The sequence below is a fragment of the Lysobacterales bacterium genome (genome assembly GCA_019634735.1).
In the GTDB taxonomy this organism is placed as follows: domain Bacteria; phylum Pseudomonadota; class Gammaproteobacteria; order Xanthomonadales; family UBA2363; genus Pseudofulvimonas.
The window spans coordinates 131,788-152,161 of record JAHCAT010000006.1 but is presented as its reverse complement, the minus strand read 5'-3'; the positions used below and the strand labels follow the sequence as shown (position 1 = coordinate 152,161).

The following is a 20,374-nucleotide window of genomic DNA, read 5'->3' as shown; positions in this document are numbered from 1 at the left end:
CTGCTCGTGTGGCAAGGCCGACCCAGGTCCCGGCCACCGCCGATGCGCCATCGGGAGCCCGGGCAGACCAGGTGCGCGTGCCGTGACGGGGACGCCCGCCGATTGACCCCGCGGCACCGCGCACCTACGGTGCGAAGGCGAAAATGCTGGAGCATCGCCATGTCGACGAAAGAACGCGCCACGATGCGCCGCAATGGCTTCGCCGCTGTCCTGCTGCTCCTGCTGGCGCCCGCGATCGCCCTGGCGATGCCGGTCAAGCCCGGCCATGCCGGCCACTGGTCGGCGCCGGCGCGCGACGGCGAAGGCTGGGTGCTGGAGCTGCTGGATGCCGACAGCGCGCTGCTGTACTGGTTCACCTACGACGAGGCCGGCAACCAGCGCTGGCTGACGGCGGTGGGCGAGCTGCGCAGCGACGGCGAAGGCGAGTACCTGGCCTTTCCCGAACTGGTCGCGACCCGCGGCGCCCGCTTCGGTGCGGCGTTCGATCCGGACGACGTGGTGCGCGAGGTGGTCGGCAGCGGCCGGCTGCGCTTCGAGGACTGCGAGCGCGCGACGTTCGGGTTCCAGGCCTACGGCCAGACGCTGACGATCCCGCTGCGCCGGCTGGCGCACCTGATGGGCAGCGCCTGCGAGCGGCCGCACGGGATGACCGGCCGGCCATCGGCGGCGCATGCCGGGCTGAGCGGATCCTGGTACGACCCGGCGCGCAGCGGCGAGGGTTACGCGCTGCAGTGGATCAATCCCGAGCAGGCGATCCTCACCTGGTACACCTACGACACGGCGGGCCGGCAGTACTGGCTGATCGGCGAGGGCCGCTTCGATGCGCAGGGTCGGATCGTTGCGCAGGTGCACAGCACGCGTGGCGGCCGGTTCGGCGCGGCGTTCGATCCTGACCAAGTGGAGCGGGTCGACTGGGGCGAGGTGGTGCTGTCGATCGGCTGCGCCGGCGGTCCTGGCGACTATGCCTCGACGGTGCCGGGCTTCAGCCAGGGCCGCCAGCAGTTGCAGCGGCTGACCGCCCTGCATCGGCTGGGCTGCCCCTGGCAGGCGCCGCGGCTGACCGACCTGTACGACGTCGAGTTCGTCGAGCTGCCGACCCGTCTGGCCGACCCGGATCGATCGATAGGCTTTTTCTTGAGTCGAACCGAGATCAGCAACGCCGGGGCAGTGTGGAGTCTCGGGAGCGCTGCCCCCCTGATGGGCTTGTGGGCGCTGAGCTATACGCCTGGCGACTCGGCATGGCACAGGATGGGGACCATCTCCGATGCCTACAGTCTGCTCGCGGGTGGGCATGACAGCGGCCGTTTGATGGCGAGCTACCGGGTAAGCCAGTTCGGAGGCTATCGCACGGCCGTATGGGATGGACAGGAATGGCGGGCAATCGTCGAACCCCAACTCGGTATAGGGGACGTTATTGATGTGATGTCGGCCGATGGTCGGGGACTGCTTTTTTCCCTATCGTCGCCCGTGCCGGGGGGCACTCGTCCCCGGGCTCGCTGGCAGGCGGATACAGGCATTCAGGAAATCAACCCCGGAGCCTATCTCGTGCATTCCGTGCACCTGCTGGGCGACGATTCCGGCCCCCTGGTAGGCCGGATCACTGTGCTTCCCGGCGGAGGGGTGGGCGACCAGGCGACCGTGGTCTGGACGGATCCCACCCAGCCTCCACTGCGTCCCCCTGGACCGCTGATGGACCCGGCGGCCCCGGGCGGTCTGCGTTGGGTCCTGGTCCGCCCCTCTGCCTGCTCGGCCGACTGCCGGATCATCTTCGGCGACGACGCCTTGGCTGGCGACGATGCGAGCCGGTTCCGGGCCGAGCCCTGGTATCTGCTGGCCGACGGACGCAGCGGATTTCTGGGCCAGATCAACCATGGCCAGCAGACCCGCTATGCGATCGCTCGAGGCGCGCACGACGGCAGCCTGGTGGCAGGGGTGATCACGCAGCCAGGTGGCGGCGCCTTCGCCGACGGCACGGAGGACGGATTTATCTGGACATCCCTGACCGGGCTGTCGGCTCTGGGTACGGTGCTTCAGGAAGGTGGCGTGCCAGTCGACGACTGGATCAGTGCCAGGGTCCAGGTCGTCTCCCCTAACGGTCTTCGCATGCTGGTCATCTTCCGGGCCAGCATGCTTGAGACCCGGCTGGGGATACTTACCCTGGTTCCGCGCGTGGACTGATCCCCGGTTCCCGTTCACCGCGCATCGCGCGCCATTGGGTGCGCGAGCGGGCGAGACGCGGATCCTGCGTTGTGTCTCCTCCGGGTTGACCCCGCGGCACCGCGCATCTACGGTGCAAAGGCGACAACGCTGGAGCATCGCCATGTCGAGGAACGAACTGCTTGGGATTCGCCGCAGCGGCTTCGCTGCTGTCGCCGTGCTCGTGCTGCTCCTGCTGGCGCCCGCGATCGCCCTTGCGACGCCGGTCAAGCCCGGCCATGCCGGCCACTGGTCGGCGCCCGAGCGCGACGGCGAGGGCTGGGTGCTGGAGCTGCTGGATGCCGACAGCGCGCTGCTGTACTGGTTCACCTACGACGAGGCCGGCAACCAGCGCTGGCTGACCGCGGTGGGTGAGCTGCGCAGCGACGCCGCAGGCGAGTACCTGGCCTTTCCCGAGCTGGTCGCGACCCGCGGTGCCCGCTTCGGTGCGGCGTTCGACCCGGGCGATGTGGTGCGCGAGGTGGTTGGCAGCAGCCGGCTGCGCTTCGAGGACTGCGAGCGCGCGGTGTTCGGGTTCCAGGCCTACGGCCAGGTGCTGACGATCCCGTTGCAGCGGCTGGCGCATCTGATGGGCAGCGCCTGCGAGCGGCCGCACGGGACGACCGGCCGACCGTCGGCGGCGCACGCCGGGCTGAGCGGGTCCTGGTACGACCCGTCGCGCAGCGGCGAGGGTTATGCGCTGCAGTGGATCAATCCCGAGCAGGCGATCCTCACCTGGTACACCTACGACACGGCGGGCCGGCAGTACTGGCTGATCGGCGAGGGCCGCTTCGACGGCGAGGGTCGGATCGTCGCGCAGGTGCACAGCACGCGTGGCGGCCGGTTCGGCGCGGCCTTCGACCCGGGCCAGGTGGAGCGCGTCGACTGGGGCGAGGTGGTGTTGTCGATCGGCTGCGCCGGCGGCCCCGGCGACTATGCCTCGACGGTGCCTGGCTTCGGCCAGGGCCGCCAGCAGTTGCAGCGGCTGACCGCCCTGCACCGGCTGGGCTGCCCCTGGCAGGCGCCGCGGCTGACCGATCTGTATGACGTCGAGTTCGTCGAGCTGCCGAGCGGCCTGGTCGAGCCGGACCTGAACGTGGGTTTGGCTGATCCCGTCTACCTGGATGATTCGGGCGCCCTTTGGGCGCGCGGAGGGTGGGCGCCTGTGTTCGGGGGAGCCTGGGCGGTCGGACTCGCCCCTGGCGATTCGGTGTGGAGGCGGTTGGGCACGATCGTGGACGTCCGTTCGCTCTTCGTGGCAGATGGGGGCGGTATCGTGCTGGCAACCCATGTTCCTGAACGATTCGCGCCGTACCAGAGGGGGCGCTGGGATGGGCAGGAATGGCAGACCCAGACAGAACCGGAGCTTGGTCCCTTCGACTTCATCAACGCGGTCTCCGCCGATGGGCGGGGATTCCTGCTGACGCCCTCGCGGCAGTCCCCGAACGACCCCTGGCGCCGCGTGCGTTGGCAGGCGACCACCGGGTTCGAGGACATTTCCTTCGGCCCCTACACCTCTCCCACCCCGACCTTGCTGGGCAATGCCTCTGGGCCGATGGTCGGCCGGGTCGCGGCATTGCCGGGTTCCGGTGCGGCCGACCAGATGGCCGTCATCTGGGTGGATCCCCGGCAACCGCCGCAGCGCCCGCCCGGCCCGCCGATGAACCTGGAGGACCCCGCCTCCCCTCGCTGGATCCTGGTGGCACCCTCCGTGTGCTCCGCTGACTGCGGGATCGTCTTCGGCGACGCCGCGGTGGCGGGCGACGACGCGAGCCGCTTCCGGGCTGAGCCTTGGTACCTGCTTGTCGAGGGTCGCAGCGCGTTCCTGGGACAGGTCAACGCGGGGGTGGAGACCCGGTACACCATCCGTGGCAGCGCACAGGACGGCAGCCTGGTCGCGGGCCGGATCGCGCAACCTTCGGCAAGTGCATTCTCGACCACCACGACCGACGGATTCGTCTGGACCCCGCTGACAGGCATATCGGCCCTGAGTACGGTCCTGCAGGATGCCGGCATGCCGGTGGACGAGTGGGCCTGGGCCGAGGTCCGGTCAGTGTCGCCCAATGGGCTTCGCATGTTGATGTACGTGCGGACCGACGGGTCTGGTTTCGCCCGGGGCATGCTGACTCTGGTGCCTCGCATGGAGTGAAGGGCAGTTCCTGGCGTGCGCCTCGTGGGTATTCGCCAAGGTCCGGGCAAGGACCGGAAGACTGCAACGAGACGGGTTGGATGCCGCGCACCTGATTGCCTGCGGTGTGTATTCCACGGTTTCGCGAGCGGCCTGGTCATGCGTATCTGGCCAGTGCCTCCTGCACGCAAGGGGATACTCGGGCCGTGCAAGGCGAGCAGCAGCGGTTGACCCCACGGCGCGATGCACCTACGGTGCAAAGGCGACAACGCTGGAGCATTGCCATGTCGACGAAAAAACGCGCGACGATGCGCCGCAACGGCTTCGCCGCACTCCTGCTGCTCCTGCTGGCACCCGCGATCGCCCTGGCGATGCCGGTCAAGCCCGGCCATGCCGGCCACTGGTCGGCGCCCGAGCGCGACGGCGAGGGCTGGGTGCTGGAGTTGCTGGATGCCGACAGCGCGCTGCTGTACTGGTTCACCTACGACGAGGCCGGCAACCAGCGCTGGCTGACGGCGGTGGGCGAGCTGCGCAGCGACGCCGACGGCGAGTACCTGGCGTTCCCGGAACTGGTCGCGACCCGCGGTGCCCGCTTCGGTGCGGCGTTCGATCCTGACGACGTGGTGCGCGAGGTGGTCGGCAACGGCCGGCTGCGCTTCGAGGACTGCGAGCGCGCGACGTTCGGGTTCCAGGCCTACGGGCAGACGTTGACGATCCCGCTGCGCCGGCTGGCGCATCTGATGGGCAGCGCCTGCGAGCGGCCGCACGGGACGACCGGCCGGCCGTCGGCGGCGCATGCCGGGCTGAGCGGTTCCTGGTTCGATCCGTCGCGCAGCGGCGAAGGTTACGCGCTGCAGTGGATCAATCCCGAGCAGGCGATCCTCACCTGGTACACCTACGACACGGCGGGCCGGCAGTACTGGCTGATCGGCGAGGGCCGCTTCGACGGCGAGGGGCGGATCGTCGCGCAGGTGCACGGCACGCGTGGCGGCCGGTTCGGCGCGGCGTTCGATCCTGACCAGGTGGAACGAATCGCCTGGGGTGCCGTTGCCCTGGAAATCGATTGTGAGAGCGGCTATGCGGTCTATGCCTCCGAGCTGCCCGGCTTCGGCGACGGTCTGCTGGAGCTGCAGCGGCTCACCGCCAACCACCGCGTCGGCTGCCCGTGGCAGGCCCCGACCCTTGGGGTGCTCTACACGCTCCAACTGGATGAACTGGACAGTGCCGTGGCTGCATTGCCCGGGGCGGTTGCGTCGGGCAGTCTCGCAAGCCTCGGCGATTCGGGCGCGATCTGGACGACGACCAGCGGGCCGGGCGAGACGGGGCAGCGGGCGGTCACGCTGCAGCCGGGAGCCTCCCAGTGGCAGACGCTGGGATCCATCCGGCATGCCGGGCGGCTCTGGGTGGCGGCGCAAGGCGCGGTGCTGGTGTCAACCTGGGCAGCGTCGGACGAGTCCACGGTACCGGTCCGCTGGTCCGGCGACGCCTGGGCGCCCATCGATCCGGGCCTGGGCGAGCAAGCGCGCGTCACAGGGATATCGAGCGATGGCGAAGTCGTGCTGCTCCAGTCCCGGCCCGAGTCGCCGGGTACGCAGCTGGCATGGCGCTGGCGTGCCGACACGGGGGCCCTGGAGCTGCCCATGCAGGAGCACAGCTCCCAACGGGTGACGGCGGTGTTCGCCGGCATCGACGACGGTCCGGTGATCGGCCTTGTCGACCCGGTACGACCGCCCGGCGCATCCACGACGCGGCGGGCGCTGTTGTGGACCGGTCCCATGCAGTCGCCCGAGACCCTGTGGGGTCCCCCGGTCTTCGCCGGCCAGCCCTGGCCCTGGATGCTGCTGGAACCGGCGGCCTGCGCCAGCGACTGTTCCGTGGTGTTCGGCAATGCGACGATGTGGACCCAGCCATCGCCACCGGCCCTGAACGCCGAGCCCTGGTACCGGCTGGACGACGGCCGCAGCGCCCTGCTCGGCCGGCTGCCGGACGAGGATCCCCGCGTCGCCTACGGGATCAGTGGCGCCTCCCTCGACGGCAGCATCGTGGCCGGCAGGGCCGGCGTGCCGTACGGCTTTTCCTTAGGGGCCGAGGGACTGGCCGGTCAGGACGACTGGCGCTGGAATGGCTTCGTGTGGACCCAGCACACCGGCATGGTGTCGCTGCGGGCGCTGCTCGCCGGGGCCGGGCTGACGCTCGACGGCTGGCGCGACGCCGAGGTCGCCGCGGTGTCGCCGGACGGCCTGCGCCTGCTGCTTTCCGGCAACCGCCAGGGTCCAGGTGCGCCCGGGGTGATGACCCAGGGCCTGGCCGTGCTGACGCTGGTGCCGCGCGACGGCGGGCAGCCGTTGCGCTGAGGCGGGCAGGGCGGGTCCGCGCCCTGCCGGTGCGGGCGCTTCCGGCATCGGTCACCGGGCCGACCCCGGGACGGCGGCGGGCACCGGCCGCAGGCCGCTCCGGTATCCTAGGCGCCCCCCGATGCCCCCCCGCCGCCGCATGATCGTCCTCCACGGCGCCGCCGCGCTGTCCCCGTTCCGGCTCGACCGTCTGAATCAGGCCCTGGCCGGGGCCGGCCTGGGCCAGCGCGTCCGGGCCGCGCACTGGCGCTACTACGTCGATCCCGAGGGCGGCGTCGATGTCGAGGCCCTGGTCGCGCGCCTGGCGCCGATCGTCGAGGGGCGCCCTGCCGACCCTGCCGACGCGGCGCAGGCGCACGTGGTGCCGCGCCTGGGCACGATCTCGCCCTGGTCCTCCAAGGCCACCGAGATCCTGCGCGGCTGCGCGCTGCCGGTGCGCCGCATCGAGCGCGGCCGCAGCCTGGTGCTGGACGGCCCGGCGCCGGACGACGCGCAGGCGGCGCGCCTGGCCGGACTGCTGCACGACGCCATGACCGAGACCTGGCTGCAGCGCGCGCCGACCGCGGTCGACCTGTTCGCTGCCGGCGCGCCACGGCCGCTGGTGCGGATCGACGCGGAAGCGCTGGCGCAGGCCAACCGGTCCCTGGGCCTGGCGCTCAGCGACGACGAGATCGCCTACCTGCGCGACAGCTACGCGGCGCTCGGCCGCGCCCCGACCGATGCCGAACTGATGATGTTCGCGCAAGCCAACTCCGAGCACTGCCGGCACAAGGTGTTCAACGCCACCTGGACCCTGGACGGCGTCGATCAGTCGCGCTCGCTGTTCGCGATGATCCGCAACACCCACGCGGTGACGCCGGACGGCACCTTGTCGGCCTACAGCGACAACGCCGCGGTGATCGAGGGTCATGCCGCTGCCCGTCTGCGTGCCGACCCCGCCACCGGCGTCTTCGTGCGCCAGGCCGAGGCGGCGCCCTATGCGATCAAGGTCGAGACCCACAACCACCCGACCGCGATCGCGCCATTCCCCGGCGCCGCCACCGGCGCCGGCGGCGAGATCCGCGACGAGGGCGCGGTCGGCCGCGGCGGCAAGCCGAAGGCCGGCCTGGTCGGCTTCTCGGTCTCGCACCTGCGCGTTCCCGGCCAGCCGGAACCCTGGGAGAGCGAGCGGCCGCTGCCGCCGGGCTATGCCACGGCCTTCGAGATCATGCGCGACGGCCCGATCGGCGCCGCCGCCTTCAACAACGAGTTCGGCCGGCCCTGCCTGGCCGGCTATTTCCGCAGCTTCGAGCAGGACGAGGGCAGCGGCCGCGTGCGCGGCTACGACAAGCCGATCATGATCGCTGGCGGCCTGGGCGCAGTGCGTCCCGACCACGTCGCCAAGCGCCGGGTCGCGCCGGGCGACCCGGTGATCGTGCTGGGCGGGCCGGCCATGCTGATCGGCCTGGGCGGCGGCGCCGCGTCCTCGAAGGCGGCCGGCGACAGCGCCGAGCTGGACTTCGCGTCGGTGCAGCGCGACAACCCGGAGATGCAGCGCCGTTGCCAGGAAGTGATCGACGCCTGCATGGCGCTCGGCGCCGCCAACCCGATCGTCGCCCTCCACGACGTCGGCGCCGGCGGCCTGAGCAACGCGGTGCCGGAGCTGCTGCACGACGCCGGCGTCGGCGGCGAGCTGTCCCTGGACGCCATCCCCTGTGCCGACCCGGCGCTGAGCCCGATGGAGCGCTGGTGCAACGAGTCGCAGGAGCGCTACGTGCTGGCGGTGCGGCCCGACGACCTGGCCGGCTTCGCGGCGCTGTGCGCGCGCGAGCGCGCGCCGTTCGCGGTGCTCGGCCAGGCCACCGCGCAGGAACACCTGCTGCTGCGCTCCGGCGACGGCGAGGCGGTCATCGACCTGCCGATGTCGGTGCTGTTCGGCAAGCCGCCGCGCATGCACCGGCAGGCCGACACGGCGCCCGCCGACGCCGCCGCGATCGACCTGACCGGCATCGACCTGGCGCAGGCGCTGCCGCGCGTGCTCTCCCATCCCAGCGTCGGCGACAAGGGCTTCCTGGTCACCATCGGCGACCGCAGCGTCGGCGGCCTGTGCGCGCGCGACCAGATGGTCGGTCCCTGGCAGGTGCCGCTGGCCGACTGCGCGGCGACCCTGGCCGACTTCGACGGCCACGCCGGCGAGGCGATGGCGATCGGCGAGCGCACGCCGCTGGCCCTGCTCGATGCCGCCGCCAGCGCCCGGATGGCGGTCGCGGAGGCCTTGACCAACCTGCTGGCCGCGCCGGTGGCCCGCCTCGAGGACGTCAAGCTGTCGGCGAACTGGATGGCCGCGGTCGGCCAGCCCGGCGAGGACGCCGCCCTGTACGCCGCGGTGCGCGCGGTCGGCATGGAACTGTGCCCGGCGCTGGGCGTGTCGATCCCGGTCGGCAAGGATTCGATGTCCATGCAGGTGCGCTGGCGCAACGGCGACGGCGGCGAGCGCGCCACGGTCGCGCCGGTGTCCCTGGTCGCCAGCGCCTTCGCGCGCATCGACGACGTCCGCCAGGTCTGGACGCCGGTGCTGGTGCGCGACGCCGCCAGCGAGGTCTGGCACGTCGACCTGGGCGCCGGGCGCGCCCGCCTGGGCGGTTCGATCCTGGGCCAGGTGTTCGGCCTGCGCGGCGGCACGGCCCCGGATCTCGACGAGCCGGCCCGGTTGCGTGCCCTCGCGGGCCTGCTGCGCGACGCCCGCAGCGCCGGCCTGGTGCTGGCCTACCACGACGTCTCCGACGGCGGCGTGCTGACCGCCCTGGCCGAGATGGCGCTGGCCAGCCGCTGCGGACTCGACATCATGCTGGATGCGCAGCCAGCGGAGGCGGCGCTGGCCGCGCTGTTCTCCGAGGAACCCGGTGTGCTGGTGCAGGTGGCGCAGGCCGACCGCGCCGCCTTCCAGGCGCTGCTCGGCGACGCCGGCCTGGACGCCTGCGCAAGCGTGCTGGCCACGGTCCGCGCCGAGCCGGTGCTGAAGGTCGCTGCCGGCGACATCGAGCTGGCGCAGTGGGACTGGCAGGACCTGATGGTGGCGTGGAGCCGCACCGGCCATGCCATGGCCCGGCTGCGCGACGACCCGGCCTGCGCCGACGAGGAGCAGGCGGCGCGCCTGGACGTCGCGGCGCCCGGCCTGGTGCCGCTGCTCACCTTCGATCCGGCCGTCGACGTCGCCGCGCCGATGATCGGCACCGGCGCCCGGCCGCGCGTGGCGATCCTGCGCGAGCAGGGCGTCAACGGCCAGGTCGAGATGGCCGCCGCCTTCGACCGCGCCGGCTTCGAGGCGGTCGACGTGCACATGAGCGACCTCGCCGCCGGCCGCCATGATCTTGCCGGGTTCGCCGGCCTGGCTGCCTGCGGCGGCTTCTCCTACGGCGACGTGCTCGGCGCCGGCCGCGGCTGGGCCACCTCGATCCTGGAGAACCCGGCGCTGCGCGACCGATTCGCCGCCTTCTTCGCCCGACCCGACAGCTTCGCCCTGGGCGTGTGCAACGGTTGCCAGATGCTGGCCCGGCTGCGCGACATCATCCCGGGCACCCGGCACTGGCCGGTGTTCGTGCGCAACCGCTCCGAGCAGTACGAGGCGCGCCTGAGCCTGGTCGAGGTGGTCGACTCGCCGTCGATCCTGCTGGCCGGCATGGCCGGCAGCCGCATCCCGGTGGTGGTCGCGCACGGCGAGGGCCGCGCCGATTTCGATGCCACCGGGGCCGACCCGGGCCAGGCGCGGGTGTGCCTGCGCTACGTCGATGGCGACGGCGCGGTGGCGTCGCGCTACCCGGCCAACCCGAACGGCTCGCCCGGCGGCATCACCGGCCTGACCAGCGAGGACGGCCGGGTGACCGTGGCCATGCCGCATCCGGAGCGCGTGTTCCGCACCGCGCAGATGAGCTGGGCGCCGGCCGGCTGGGGCGAGGCCTCGCCCTGGCTGCGGATGTTCCGCAACGCCCGCGCGGCGCTGGGGTGAGCGGATGAACGGTCCCGTCGCCCGCCCTGGTCGCCGCTGCCACCCTGCCGGGACCGCGTCATGAGCGCGGTGCCGATGCGGCGCTTCTTCCTGGCTGCGTTGCTGTGGCTGCCGGCGATGTTCTTCATCTGGGTGTACTGGTCCAGCGTGTTCATGCTGCCGTCCAGCCTGGCCGCGCAGTCGGTGCTGCGCGGCCAGCCGGCCCTGTTCGAGGATGTCTGGCGCGGATTTCCCCGGCACCTGATCGATCCGGGCGCGAGCCTGCCGACCGGGCCGGGCGCACCGACCGAAGGACGCACCGCGCGCGACGACCACCTGCTGGTGCTGCGTTTTTCGGAGCAGGCGATGCCGGCGCCGATGCGTGCCGAGAAGCAGGCCACCGGCGAGGAGCCGCTGCCGGTGGTCAACACCATGAAGTACGGTTACGGCCTGGCGTTGATCTGGGGCCTGGTGATGGCGACGCCGCTGGGCGCCCGGCGCCGGCTGGCGCAGATGCTGGCCGGCTGGCTGGCGGTCTGCGTGGTGCAGGCGTTCGGCGCGGTCACCGGCGCCTGGGTGGTCGCCCTGCAGTTCCTGGGCGCCGACGCCCTGCGCGGCGCCGGGCTGGAGCCCGAGCTGGTCGCGCTGGCCTACCAGCTCGGCTACCTGATCCTGCCGGCGGTGGTGCCGGTGGTACTGTGGATGCTGATGAACCGGCGCCTGGTCGAAGACCTGGCGCGGCCGGCCGCGGCGGAACCTGCGGCCCCGACGCCGGTCCCAGCGCCACCCGCCCCGGCCGCGTCCGGTCCGGAGGCAACCAGGAATGAACCCGATGGACGTGGCTGAACCGCAAGCGCCGGTGGCGACGCTGGACGAGAATGAGGTGCGCATCTGCGCTGCCCTTGTCGAACGCGGTCGCCTCAAGGAGGCCGACCTGGGCCGCGCGCGGCGCCTGCACGAGGAGTCCGGCGGCAGCCTGGTCGCCCTGCTGACCAAGCTGGGCCTGGCCTCCGAGCGCGACGTCGCCGAGGCGATCGCAGCGGTCATGGGCCTGGACGTGCTGGCCGCCAAGGACGCGCCGGAGTCGCCGCCCGAGAACATCCAGCTTCCGATGCGCTTCCTAAAGCAGTACCACGTGGTGCCGATCGCCGAGACCGAGGCCAGTGTGCGCCTGCTGGTCGCCGATCCGCAGGAGGACTACCCGGTGCAGGCCACCGCCCTGGCCACCGGCCGCCGGGTCGAGGTCGCGGTCGGCCTGCGCTCGGAGATCGACGACCTGATCGAGCGTTACTACGGCCAGGGCCGTTCGGCCCTGGGCACCATCGTCGAGAGCCTGTCCGAGGACGGCGGCCGCGGCGAGGACGACGTCGAGCACCTGCGCGACCTCGCTTCCGAGGCCCCCGTCATCCGGCTGGTCAACCTGGTCATCCAGCGTGCCGTCGAGGGTCGCGCCAGCGACATCCACATCGAGCCGTTCGAGAACCGCCTGAAAGTGCGCTACCGCGTCGACGGCGTGCTGCACGAGGTGGAATCGCCACCGGCCTCGAGCACCGCGGCGGTGATCTCGCGCATCAAGATCATGGCCAAGCTCAACATCGCCGAACGGCGCCTGCCGCAGGACGGCCGCATCATGCTGCGCGTGCAGGGCAAGGAGCTCGACCTGCGCGTCTCCACCGTGCCGACCGCGCACGGCGAGAGCGTGGTCATGCGCATCCTCGACCGCGAGAGCGTGGTCTTCGACTTCCACCGGCTGGGCTTCACCGACGAGTTCCTGCCGCGCTTCCTGAAGGTGCTGGAGCTGCCGCACGGCATCATGCTGGTGACCGGCCCGACCGGCTCGGGCAAGACCACCACGCTGTACACCGCGCTGTCCCAGCTCAACACGCCGGACGTGAAGATCATCACGGTCGAGGATCCGGTCGAGTACCAGATCGAGGGCATCAACCAGATCCAGGCCAAGCCGCAGATCGGCCTGGACTTCGCGCACGCGCTGCGCTCGATCGTCCGCCAGGACCCCGACATCATCATGATCGGCGAGATGCGCGACCTGGAGACGGCGAAGATCGCCATCCAGTCGGCGCTGACCGGCCACCTGGTGCTGTCGACCCTGCACACCAACTCGGCGGCCGGCGGCATCACCCGCCTGCTCGACATGGGCGTCGAGGACTACCTGCTGTGCTCGACCATCAACGGCATCCTGGCGCAGCGCCTGGTGCGGCGCATGGAGCCGACCCACGCCGAGCCCTACGTCGCCCTGCCAGAGGTGGTCGCCGAGTACCGCCTGGAGCGCTACACCAGCGAGCGGCCGGTGAAGCTGTTCCGGCCGATGCCCTCGACGATCACCCCGACCGGCTACTTCGGGCGCACCACGATCATGGAGTTCCTGACCATGAGCGAGCCGCTGCGCCGCCTGATCATGCAGCACGCCGACGAACTCAAGCTGCAGGCCCAGGCCCAGGAAGAGGGCATGCGCATCATGTTCGAGGATGGCCTGGCCAAGTCGGTCGCCGGCGTGACCACGGTGGAGGAGGTGTTGCGTGTCACGCAGGAGGGCTAGGGCGCAGCGCAGCTGTCCGGGACCGGGGACCGGGGACCGGGGACCGGAGGTCGGCCCGTCGTGGCGGGCTGAGCTTACCTGCCGGTCTTGGGTGCTGCGTGTCCCGCGCCTGCCGCTCAGCACGGTTCGCGAACGCTCCTGCCCTGCCCCGGTCCCCGGTCCCCGGTCCCCGGTCCCCAGCCCCCCCAACCCATGACCCTCTACCGCTACAAGGCCGTCACCCCCGCCGGCGACACGCTGGAGGGGCAGATGGACGCCGGCAGCGCCGACGAGGTGATCCTCAAGGTGCAGGAGGCGGGCAACATCCCGCTGTCGGCCGAGGAGGCCGACGCGGCGATGGCGGGCGGGCTGTTCGGCGGGCTGATGCGCAAGAGCGCGATGAACGCCAAGCAGGTCACCGCGTTCACCGACCAGCTGGCCACCCTGATGGGTGCCGGGCAGCCACTCGACCGGGCCTTGCAGATCCTGCTCGACATGCCCGAGAGCGAGAAGGCGCGCGCCATGATCGGCCGGGTGCGCGACCAGGTGCGCGAGGGCAGCACGCTGTCCGACGCCCTGGAGGCCCAGCACGGCTCGTTCAGCCGCCTGTACGTGAACATGGTCCGTGCCGGCGAGATCGGCGGCACTCTGGAGCGCACCCTGCGCCGCCTTGCCGAGTACATGGACCGCAGCCAGAAGCTGAAGGCCACCGTGATCAGCGCCCTGATCTACCCCGCCATCCTGGTGGTGGCGGTGCTGGCCACCATCGTGCTGCTGCTGATGTTCGTGGTGCCGCAGTTCGTGCCGATGTTCGAGGACCTTGGCACCGACCTGCCCCTGATCACCCGCATGGTGCTGGCCTTCGGCAACCTGCTGACCGGCTGGTGGTGGCTGCTGCTGGGCGGCTTCGTGGTGCTCGCCGCCTGGTTCCGCCGCCAGCTCGCGCAGGCCGATACCCGGCGCGCCTGGGACGAGCGCTTTCTGCGCATGGGCCTGTTCGGCACCCTGATGCTGCGCCTGGACACCGCGCGCCTGGCGCGCACCCTGGGAACTTTGCTGCAGAGCGGCGTTCCATTGCTTGCGGCCCTGTCGATCGCCCGCAACGTGCTCAGCAATTCGGTGCTGGCCGAGGCGGTCGACGAGGCCGCCGGCCTGGTCAAGACCGGCGACGGCCTGGCGTACGCCCTGGGACAGCAGAAGCGCTTTCCCAAGCTGGCGCTGCAGATGGTCGCGGTGGGCGAGGAGTCGGGCGAGCTGGACACCATGCTGCTCAAGGTCGCCGACGCCTTCGACAACGAGACCAAGGCCACCATCGACCGCCTGCTGGCGGCGCTGACCCCGGTGCTCACCCTGGTCATGGCGCTGGTGGTCGGGCTTATCATGATGGCGCTGCTGATGCCGATCATGACCATCATGTCCACCGTAGGAGGCTGAACCCCATGCTGCACGCCCTTCCCCGCAACCGCGCCGGCGGTTTCAGCCTGATCGAGATGGTCGCCGTGCTGGTGCTGATCGGCATCGTCGCCACCCTGGTCGTGCGCGGCGTCGCGCCACAGTTCGGTCGCGGCCAGGTCAACGCGGCCAAGTCGCAGGTGAAGATCGTCGCCGCCGCGGTCGAGAACTTCTACATGGACACCGGCAGCTATCCGAACGGGCTGCAGGAACTGGTCACCCGGCCGTCCGGTGTCGGCAACGACTGGGGCGGTCCGTACATCCGTGAGGCCCAGCTCAAGGACCCCTGGGGCACCGACCTGGTCTACCGCCTGCCCGGCCAGCACGGCGACTTCGACATCGTCTCCCTGGGCCGCGACAAGCAGCCCGGCGGTGACGGCAACAACGCCGACATCGGCAGCTGGCAGTAGGCCCGGGCGCCGGGCGGAGCCCGCCGGCGCCGGCGCCGCCCGGCAGGACGACAGCCATGACCAGCTCCTGCCGACCGCCCATTCCGGGTGACCGCCACCGGTCGCGGCGCGGTCGCCGCGGGCGCGCTTCCGGCTTCTCGCTGATCGAGCTGGTGGCGGTGCTGGCGCTCAGCGTGATCGTGGTCAGCGCCATGGCGTTCAGCCTGTCCCGGGGCCTGGCCTCGACCAAGGTCAAGTCGGCCAGCCGCGACCTGGCTGCGGCGCTGCGCTACACGCGCGGCCAGGCGATCCTGCAGCGCCAGGAGCGGGCCCTGGAGGTCGACGTCGAGGCGCGCACATACAGCGCGCCCGGCAGGGCGACCGTCAAGCTTCCGGACGACATGCGGATGGTGCTGCGAACCGCCCGCCAGGAGATCACCCAGGAGACCGCCGGCCGCATCCGGTTCTTCCCGGACGGCAGCTCGACCGGCGGCTTCGTCCGCCTGCTGGCCGGCCAGCGCGAGTGGCTGGTCAACGTCACCTGGCTGACCGGCGAGATCTCGCTCGAGGAGGTCAGGCGATGATGCGCCTGCCGCCAGCGCGCCGCGCCGCGCACGGCTTCACCCTGATCGAGGCGATCGCCGCCTTCGTGCTGCTCGCCATCTTCCTGGGCGTGCTGATGTCGGCGCTGAGCATCTCGATGCGGCAGACCGTGCGCGCCGAGCAGGAATCCCTGGCGGCGCAGTGGGCGCAGAGCAAGCTGGACCTGGTCGGCATCGGCGAGAAGCTCGAGGAGGGCAGCAGCCGCGACCGCTTCGACAAGGACTTCCGCTGGGAGATGCTGGTCGAGGAATACGTGCCCGAGCGCGACGAGCCGGTCGACACCGAGTCCATCGGCATGCGCCTGTACCGGGTCGACCTGGACGTCTTCTGGGGGCGGCCGCCGCGCGAGCGCAGCACGCGCTTCACCACGCTGCGCGCCTATGCGCCCGACCAGGCGGTGCTGTTCGACACCCCGCCTGGCGAGACCGCCGGCGAGGGCGGCGCGCTGCCCACCCAGCGGTCCTCCCGGGGCGGCAGGGGCGCCGGCAACCGCGATCCGGGCGGCAGCATGGCGGAGGAGAAGCGGTGATGCCGCGCATCGCCCGGCGCTCCCGCGGCTTCACGCTGATCGAGGTGGTGCTGGCCATGATCCTGGTCGCCATGATCATGGCGATCGCGGTGGGCGCGATCCGCATGAGCCGCAAGGCGGCCGAACGCGGCGAGCAACGCATCGAGGCGGTCAACTCGATCCGGGTCACCCAGGAGTTCGTGCGCCGCCAGCTGTCCCGGTCGGTGCCGCTGGCGTTCGCCGCGGATCGCCGCGAGGGGCGCAATCACGTGTTCGCGGGGAAGGAGCGCGAGATCACCTTCGTGGCGCCGATGCCGGGCTACCTGAGCAGCGGCGGACCCTATGTGCAGTCGCTGTCGATCGAGCGGGGTCGGCTGGTGTTCAACCACCGCCTGCTGCTCGGCGACGAGGACGACGCAGCCGAGCCGGTGTTCCTGCTCGACCGCATCCGCCGGGGGCGCTTCGAGTTCCGCGGCATCGACGAACGCGGCCGTCTGGGCGACTGGCGGGACGACTGGGAGGACCCCTCGCGCACGCCGATGATGGTCCGACTGAGCATCGATTTCGACCGTGACAGCGGCCTGACCTGGCCGGTGCTGGAAGTGCCCCTGCTGATCGACGTCGGCGGCGTCAACAACGCCTACCGGTTCTTCGGCGGCGACGACCAGGCGGGCATGGAGGCCTCCGGCATCATCCAGCCGATGACGCCGGAGGGTCAGCCGGTACCGCAACCGCCCGTAGGGAACAACCCCAATGCCGAACGCTGACCGCCATCACCCGCGCCGGGCGCGCGGCGCCGCCCTGCTGTTCACGGTCTGGGCGACCGCCATGCTGACCCTGATCATCGGCGGCTATGCCCTCATCGCCCATGTCGAACACCTGCAGGCGCGCAACCTGTTCGACACCACCCGCGCCCGCTACCTGGCCGAAGCAGGCCTGCACCGGGTGGTGCTGGAGATGCGCCTGCCCGATCCCGCGCTGCGCTGGATCCCGGACGGCCGGCCGTACGCCTTCGAGATCGACGGCGTGCGCATCGAGGTGGCGATCGTCGACGAGAGCGGCAAGCTGGACCTGAACATCTCCGATGAGGCGACCCTGGTGAACTTCCTGCGCGGCAAGGGGGTCGAGGAGCTCCATGCCCAGGAACTGGCACACGCGATCATGGATTGGCGGGACCCCGACGACTCGGCCATGCCGCTCGGTGCGGAATCGGCCGACTACCGCGCCGCCGGCTATCCGTACGGCGCGAAGAACGCCTATTTCGACACCGTCGCCGAGCTCCAGCAGGTGATGGGCATCACCTATGAGCTGTTCCGCGAACTCGAGCCGGCGGTGACGGTCTACGCCGGTCGCATGCAGCCGAACGCCGCCTACGCCTCCGCCGACGCCCTGCTGGCCCTGCCCGGCATGACCCCGGAAATGGCCGAGGAATTCGTCGCCCAGCGGCGCGAGCTGCCGCTCGGCGACCCGGCCATGGCCGGCCTGCTGACCCTCCCCGACGGCACCCCCGTCATGGCGGGCGGCGGCGGTTTCACTTACAGTGTGCGGTCCAAGGCCACGCTGGCCAACGGCGCGACCGGGCTGCTCGAGGCCACCATCCGCATCGGCGGTGCCGCGGCGAACGGCCGCCCGTTCGTCATCCTGCGCTGGCGCGACAACGAAAACGCCTGATGCCCCTGCTCGACGCCCTCAAACCGACGGTCGCCCCCTGGGTGGCGCGCTACCGGCGCTCCCCGGTGCCGGTCTTTCTTGCCTGGTGGCGGGCCGAGCTGGTCGGGCTGCTGCCGCCGCACTGGCAGGGCTGGTTCCAGGACCGGCGCGTGGCCTGGCTCGTGGAGCTGGATGGCCAGGAGCTGCGCCTGCGCCGTGGCGGCGAGGCCGAGCCGTTCGCGCGGCTGCCGCTCGAGGGCGATCGCGACATCCTGCGCGCCGACGCCCAGCGCCTGCTCGGGCGCGAGCCCGATCCCGACCGCCGCCTGCTGCTGGTCCTGCCGTCCGGCCAGGCCCTGCTCCGTTCCTTGCAGTTCCCGGCCGCCGTCGAGACCAACCTGCGCCAGGTCCTGGCCTTCGAGATGGACCGGCAGACGCCCTTCAAGGCCGATCAGGTCTACTACGACCAGCAGGTCGAGCCGGCCGCGGCCGGCCGCCAGATCAAGGTCCGGCTGGCGATCGTGCCCCGGCCGGTGCTCGACGGCCTGGTCGAGCGCGCGCGCGCCCTGGACCTGCCGCTGGACGGTGCCGACCTGCTGACCGGTCCGGCGCGCGAGCCGGCCGGCTTCAACCTGCTGCCCGAGACGCTGCGCGCCCGGCGCAGCGACCCCCAGCGGCGCATGAACTGGATCCTGGCCGCCGCCGCCGTGCTGCTGGCGGTGCTGGCCATGCAGCAGTCCCTGGCCAATCGCGCCCAGGCACTCGAGGGCCTGCGCGCCAACGTCGAGCAGGCGCGCACCGAGGCGCGCGCCGTGACAGCGCTGCGCAACCAGCTCGACAACGCCGTCGAGGGCGCCGGCTACCTGACCGAGCGCAAGCGGCAGACGCCATCCGCGCTGCGGGTGCTGGCCGACGTCAGCGCCCGCCTGCCCGACCACACCTGGCTCGAGCGGCTGAGCTTCCGCGAGGGCGCCCTGGAGATCGCCGGACAGAGCGACGAGGCGACCCGCCTGATCGCACTGCTGCAGGATTCCCGGACCCTGGCCAACCCCGCCTTCATCGGCCAGATCTCGCCGGACGCCCGCACCCGCAAGGAGCGCTTCACCCTGAATGCCCGCTACCGGCTGCAGCCCGGTGCGGACGACCCCGTCGTGCCGCCGACGCAGGCGCCCGACAAGCCCGACGACGCGCCGGAATCCCCCCCGGAGCGACAGGACGACGAGGAGGCCGCCGATGCGGGTGCTTCCGCCGCCGGGTAAGGGCCGGTTGCTGGCCGTGGTGCTGGCCCTGATCGTCGCGATCGGCGGCTACCTGCTGCTGGTCCACTGGTGGTTCGTGTCGCCGCACCTGGCCATGGCCGGCGAGATTTCCGACCTGCGCCAGCAGGAGGCGCGGTTCCGCGCCGCGATCGCCGCCCGTACCGACATCGAGGCGCGCCTGGCGCAGGTGCGCGCCTTCGAGTCCGGCAGTCCGTCCTTCCTGCCCGAGGCCGACTTCGATTCGGCGGCCGCGGCGCTGTTCCTGCGCCTCAAGGACGTCGTCACCCAGCATGCCGAGGTGCCCGAGCGTTGCGAGGTGGCGAGCCACAATCCCAAGCGCTCGATGGCCGAGGAGCGCTACGAACGGGTCACCATCTCGGTGCACCTGCGTTGCGACATCGACGATTTCGGCGAGATCCTGCACGCGCTGGAAGGCGGCAAGCCCCTGCTGTTCGCCGACGAACTGAACATCTACCGGCAGCAGGTCGCTGCCGGGCGTCCGACCGCGTTCGGCGGCGGCACCGGCGCGCCTGTCGGCAGCTACCGTCTGGATATCCGCTTCGATCTGTACGGTTACCTGCGGGCGCCCGGCCCCGGGGCGGGCGGCGCAAGGACCGGCCGATGAGCAGGCAGCAGCGACAGCGCCTGACACGCGTGCTGGCGGCGGTTGCCGCCGGCGCCGGCCTGCTCTATCTGCTCATGCTGGCAGGGTTCGGCCGTGGCGTGCCGGGCGTGCGCGAGCCGGTGCCGGAGCCGGTACCGGAACTGGCCCTGACCGAGGCCCAGGTCGACCTTCCGCCGCTGGACCGTTTCCCCGACCTGGCGCAGCGACCGCTGTTCGCCGAGGACCGCCGGCCCGAGCCCAAGGAAACGCCGGAAGCCCCCGAGCCGGTGGTCGAACAGCCCCCGACCGCGCCGCTGAACGCCGTGCTCACCGGCGTGATCCACACGCCCCGTACCCGCATCGCGCTGCTGCGCGACAACAGCAACGGCCAGAACCTGCGGCTGAGCGAAGGCATGCCGATGCCGGGTGACCAGGGTGGCTGGGTGGTCAAGACCGTGGAGCCGCGCCGGGTGGTGTTCGAGGACGCCGCCACCAGCACCGAGGAGACCCTGGAGCTGGCGATCGGCGGCGGTGCCGCCATTCCCGCCCCGCCACCGCTGCCGCAGCCGGTTGCGGCGCCTGCCATGGCGCGGCCGGGCCAGGCCGCGGCCGAGGCGGTCGGCAGCGAGGAGGACGAGGTCGCGCGCCGTGCCGCCGAGATCCGCCGCCGTATCGAGGAGCGCCGCGCCCAACTGCGCCGCGAAGCCGAGCAGAGCAAGCAATGACGAGTG

General features: G+C 71.7%; 15 protein-coding genes. All 15 read left to right on the top strand.

What is annotated here, in order from left to right; translation table 11 throughout:
* The first annotated feature begins 159 nt into the window (after positions 1–159).
* The 15 genes from KF823_07660 (at position 160) to KF823_07590 (ending at position 20,368) form a co-directional block, all read left to right on the top strand.
* Entirely contained in the window at positions 160–2,178 is a 2,019-nt protein-coding gene (locus KF823_07660) for a hypothetical protein (GenBank protein ID MBX3725779.1), read from the top strand.
* Positions 2,179–2,320: 142 nt separating this feature from the next.
* Positions 2,321–4,345 (top strand): hypothetical protein, encoded by a 2,025-nt coding sequence (locus tag KF823_07655; GenBank protein ID MBX3725778.1) that lies wholly within the window; start codon positions 2,321–2,323, stop codon positions 4,343–4,345.
* 263 nt (positions 4,346–4,608) lie between these two features.
* Positions 4,609–6,678 (top strand): hypothetical protein, encoded by a 2,070-nt coding sequence (locus KF823_07650; protein ID MBX3725777.1) that lies wholly within the window; start codon positions 4,609–4,611, stop codon positions 6,676–6,678.
* 139 nt (positions 6,679–6,817) lie between these two features.
* On the top strand, positions 6,818–10,663 hold the full coding sequence (gene purL, locus KF823_07645; GenBank protein MBX3725776.1) for a phosphoribosylformylglycinamidine synthase: 3,846 nt from the start codon (positions 6,818–6,820) through the stop codon (positions 10,661–10,663).
* 60 nt (positions 10,664–10,723) lie between these two features.
* A complete protein-coding gene (locus KF823_07640; protein ID MBX3725775.1) occupies positions 10,724–11,488 on the top strand; it encodes a hypothetical protein in 765 nt (254 codons plus the stop codon).
* The gene (gene gspE / locus KF823_07635) at positions 11,475–13,199 is read left to right on the top strand and encodes a type II secretion system ATPase GspE (protein MBX3725774.1); all 1,725 of its coding nucleotides are present in this window, start codon (positions 11,475–11,477) and stop codon (positions 13,197–13,199) included. The genes KF823_07640 and gspE overlap by 14 nt, the downstream gene beginning before the upstream one ends.
* Before the next feature lie 192 nt (positions 13,200–13,391).
* Positions 13,392–14,612: a type II secretion system F family protein gene (locus KF823_07630; GenBank protein ID MBX3725773.1), complete on the top strand. Its 1,221-nt coding sequence runs from the start codon at positions 13,392–13,394 to the stop codon at positions 14,610–14,612.
* A gap of 5 nt (positions 14,613–14,617) precedes the next feature.
* Positions 14,618–15,040, top strand: coding sequence for a type II secretion system major pseudopilin GspG (gspG, locus tag KF823_07625; protein MBX3725772.1), 423 nt, complete (start codon positions 14,618–14,620; stop codon positions 15,038–15,040).
* Between the two features lie 56 nt (positions 15,041–15,096).
* Entirely contained in the window at positions 15,097–15,603 is a 507-nt protein-coding gene (locus KF823_07620) for a prepilin-type N-terminal cleavage/methylation domain-containing protein (GenBank protein MBX3725771.1), read from the top strand.
* A complete protein-coding gene (locus KF823_07615) occupies positions 15,600–16,151 on the top strand; it encodes a type II secretion system protein (protein MBX3725770.1) in 552 nt (183 codons plus the stop codon). The genes KF823_07620 and KF823_07615 overlap by 4 nt, the downstream gene beginning before the upstream one ends.
* Positions 16,151–16,897, top strand: a complete 747-nt coding sequence (locus tag KF823_07610; GenBank protein ID MBX3725769.1) for a prepilin-type N-terminal cleavage/methylation domain-containing protein — start codon at positions 16,151–16,153, stop codon at positions 16,895–16,897. The genes KF823_07615 and KF823_07610 overlap by 1 nt, the downstream gene beginning before the upstream one ends.
* Positions 16,884–17,801 carry a general secretion pathway protein GspK gene (locus KF823_07605; GenBank protein MBX3725768.1) on the top strand — a complete coding sequence of 306 codons (918 nt, stop codon included), beginning with the start codon at positions 16,884–16,886 and terminating at the stop codon, positions 17,799–17,801. The genes KF823_07610 and KF823_07605 overlap by 14 nt, the downstream gene beginning before the upstream one ends.
* Complete coding sequence (locus tag KF823_07600; GenBank protein MBX3725767.1) at positions 17,801–19,039, top strand: PilN domain-containing protein; 1,239 nt, start codon at positions 17,801–17,803, stop codon at positions 19,037–19,039. Before KF823_07605 ends, KF823_07600 begins: the two co-directional genes overlap by 1 nt.
* Positions 19,014–19,664, top strand: a complete 651-nt coding sequence (locus tag KF823_07595) for a hypothetical protein (protein MBX3725766.1) — start codon at positions 19,014–19,016, stop codon at positions 19,662–19,664. Before KF823_07600 ends, KF823_07595 begins: the two co-directional genes overlap by 26 nt.
* Positions 19,661–20,368, top strand: a complete 708-nt coding sequence (locus KF823_07590; GenBank protein ID MBX3725765.1) for a hypothetical protein — start codon at positions 19,661–19,663, stop codon at positions 20,366–20,368. Before KF823_07595 ends, KF823_07590 begins: the two co-directional genes overlap by 4 nt.
* Positions 20,369–20,374 lie beyond the last annotated feature (6 nt).

Bases quoted from the DNA above. Each gene is read 5' to 3' on its own strand.
- gspE (MBX3725774.1), top strand. From the start codon at position 11,475: ATGGACGTGGCTGAACCGCAAGCGCCGGTGGCGACGCTGGACGAGAAT.
- KF823_07610 (MBX3725769.1), top strand. From the start codon at position 16,151: ATGCCGCGCATCGCCCGGCGCTCCCGCGGCTTCACGCTGATCGAGGTG.
- KF823_07650 (MBX3725777.1), top strand. From the start codon at position 4,609: ATGTCGACGAAAAAACGCGCGACGATGCGCCGCAACGGCTTCGCCGCA.
- KF823_07640 (MBX3725775.1), top strand. From the start codon at position 10,724: ATGAGCGCGGTGCCGATGCGGCGCTTCTTCCTGGCTGCGTTGCTGTGG.
- KF823_07595 (MBX3725766.1), top strand. From the start codon at position 19,014: ATGCGGGTGCTTCCGCCGCCGGGTAAGGGCCGGTTGCTGGCCGTGGTG.
- KF823_07630 (MBX3725773.1), top strand. From the start codon at position 13,392: ATGACCCTCTACCGCTACAAGGCCGTCACCCCCGCCGGCGACACGCTG.
- KF823_07655 (MBX3725778.1), top strand. From the start codon at position 2,321: ATGTCGAGGAACGAACTGCTTGGGATTCGCCGCAGCGGCTTCGCTGCT.
- KF823_07590 (MBX3725765.1), top strand. From the start codon at position 19,661: ATGAGCAGGCAGCAGCGACAGCGCCTGACACGCGTGCTGGCGGCGGTT.
- KF823_07615 (MBX3725770.1), top strand. From the start codon at position 15,600: ATGATGCGCCTGCCGCCAGCGCGCCGCGCCGCGCACGGCTTCACCCTG.
- KF823_07660 (MBX3725779.1), top strand. From the start codon at position 160: ATGTCGACGAAAGAACGCGCCACGATGCGCCGCAATGGCTTCGCCGCT.
- KF823_07605 (MBX3725768.1), top strand. From the start codon at position 16,884: ATGCCGAACGCTGACCGCCATCACCCGCGCCGGGCGCGCGGCGCCGCC.
- purL (MBX3725776.1), top strand. From the start codon at position 6,818: ATGATCGTCCTCCACGGCGCCGCCGCGCTGTCCCCGTTCCGGCTCGAC.
- gspG (MBX3725772.1), top strand. From the start codon at position 14,618: ATGCTGCACGCCCTTCCCCGCAACCGCGCCGGCGGTTTCAGCCTGATC.
- KF823_07600 (MBX3725767.1), top strand. From the start codon at position 17,801: ATGCCCCTGCTCGACGCCCTCAAACCGACGGTCGCCCCCTGGGTGGCG.
- KF823_07620 (MBX3725771.1), top strand. From the start codon at position 15,097: ATGACCAGCTCCTGCCGACCGCCCATTCCGGGTGACCGCCACCGGTCG.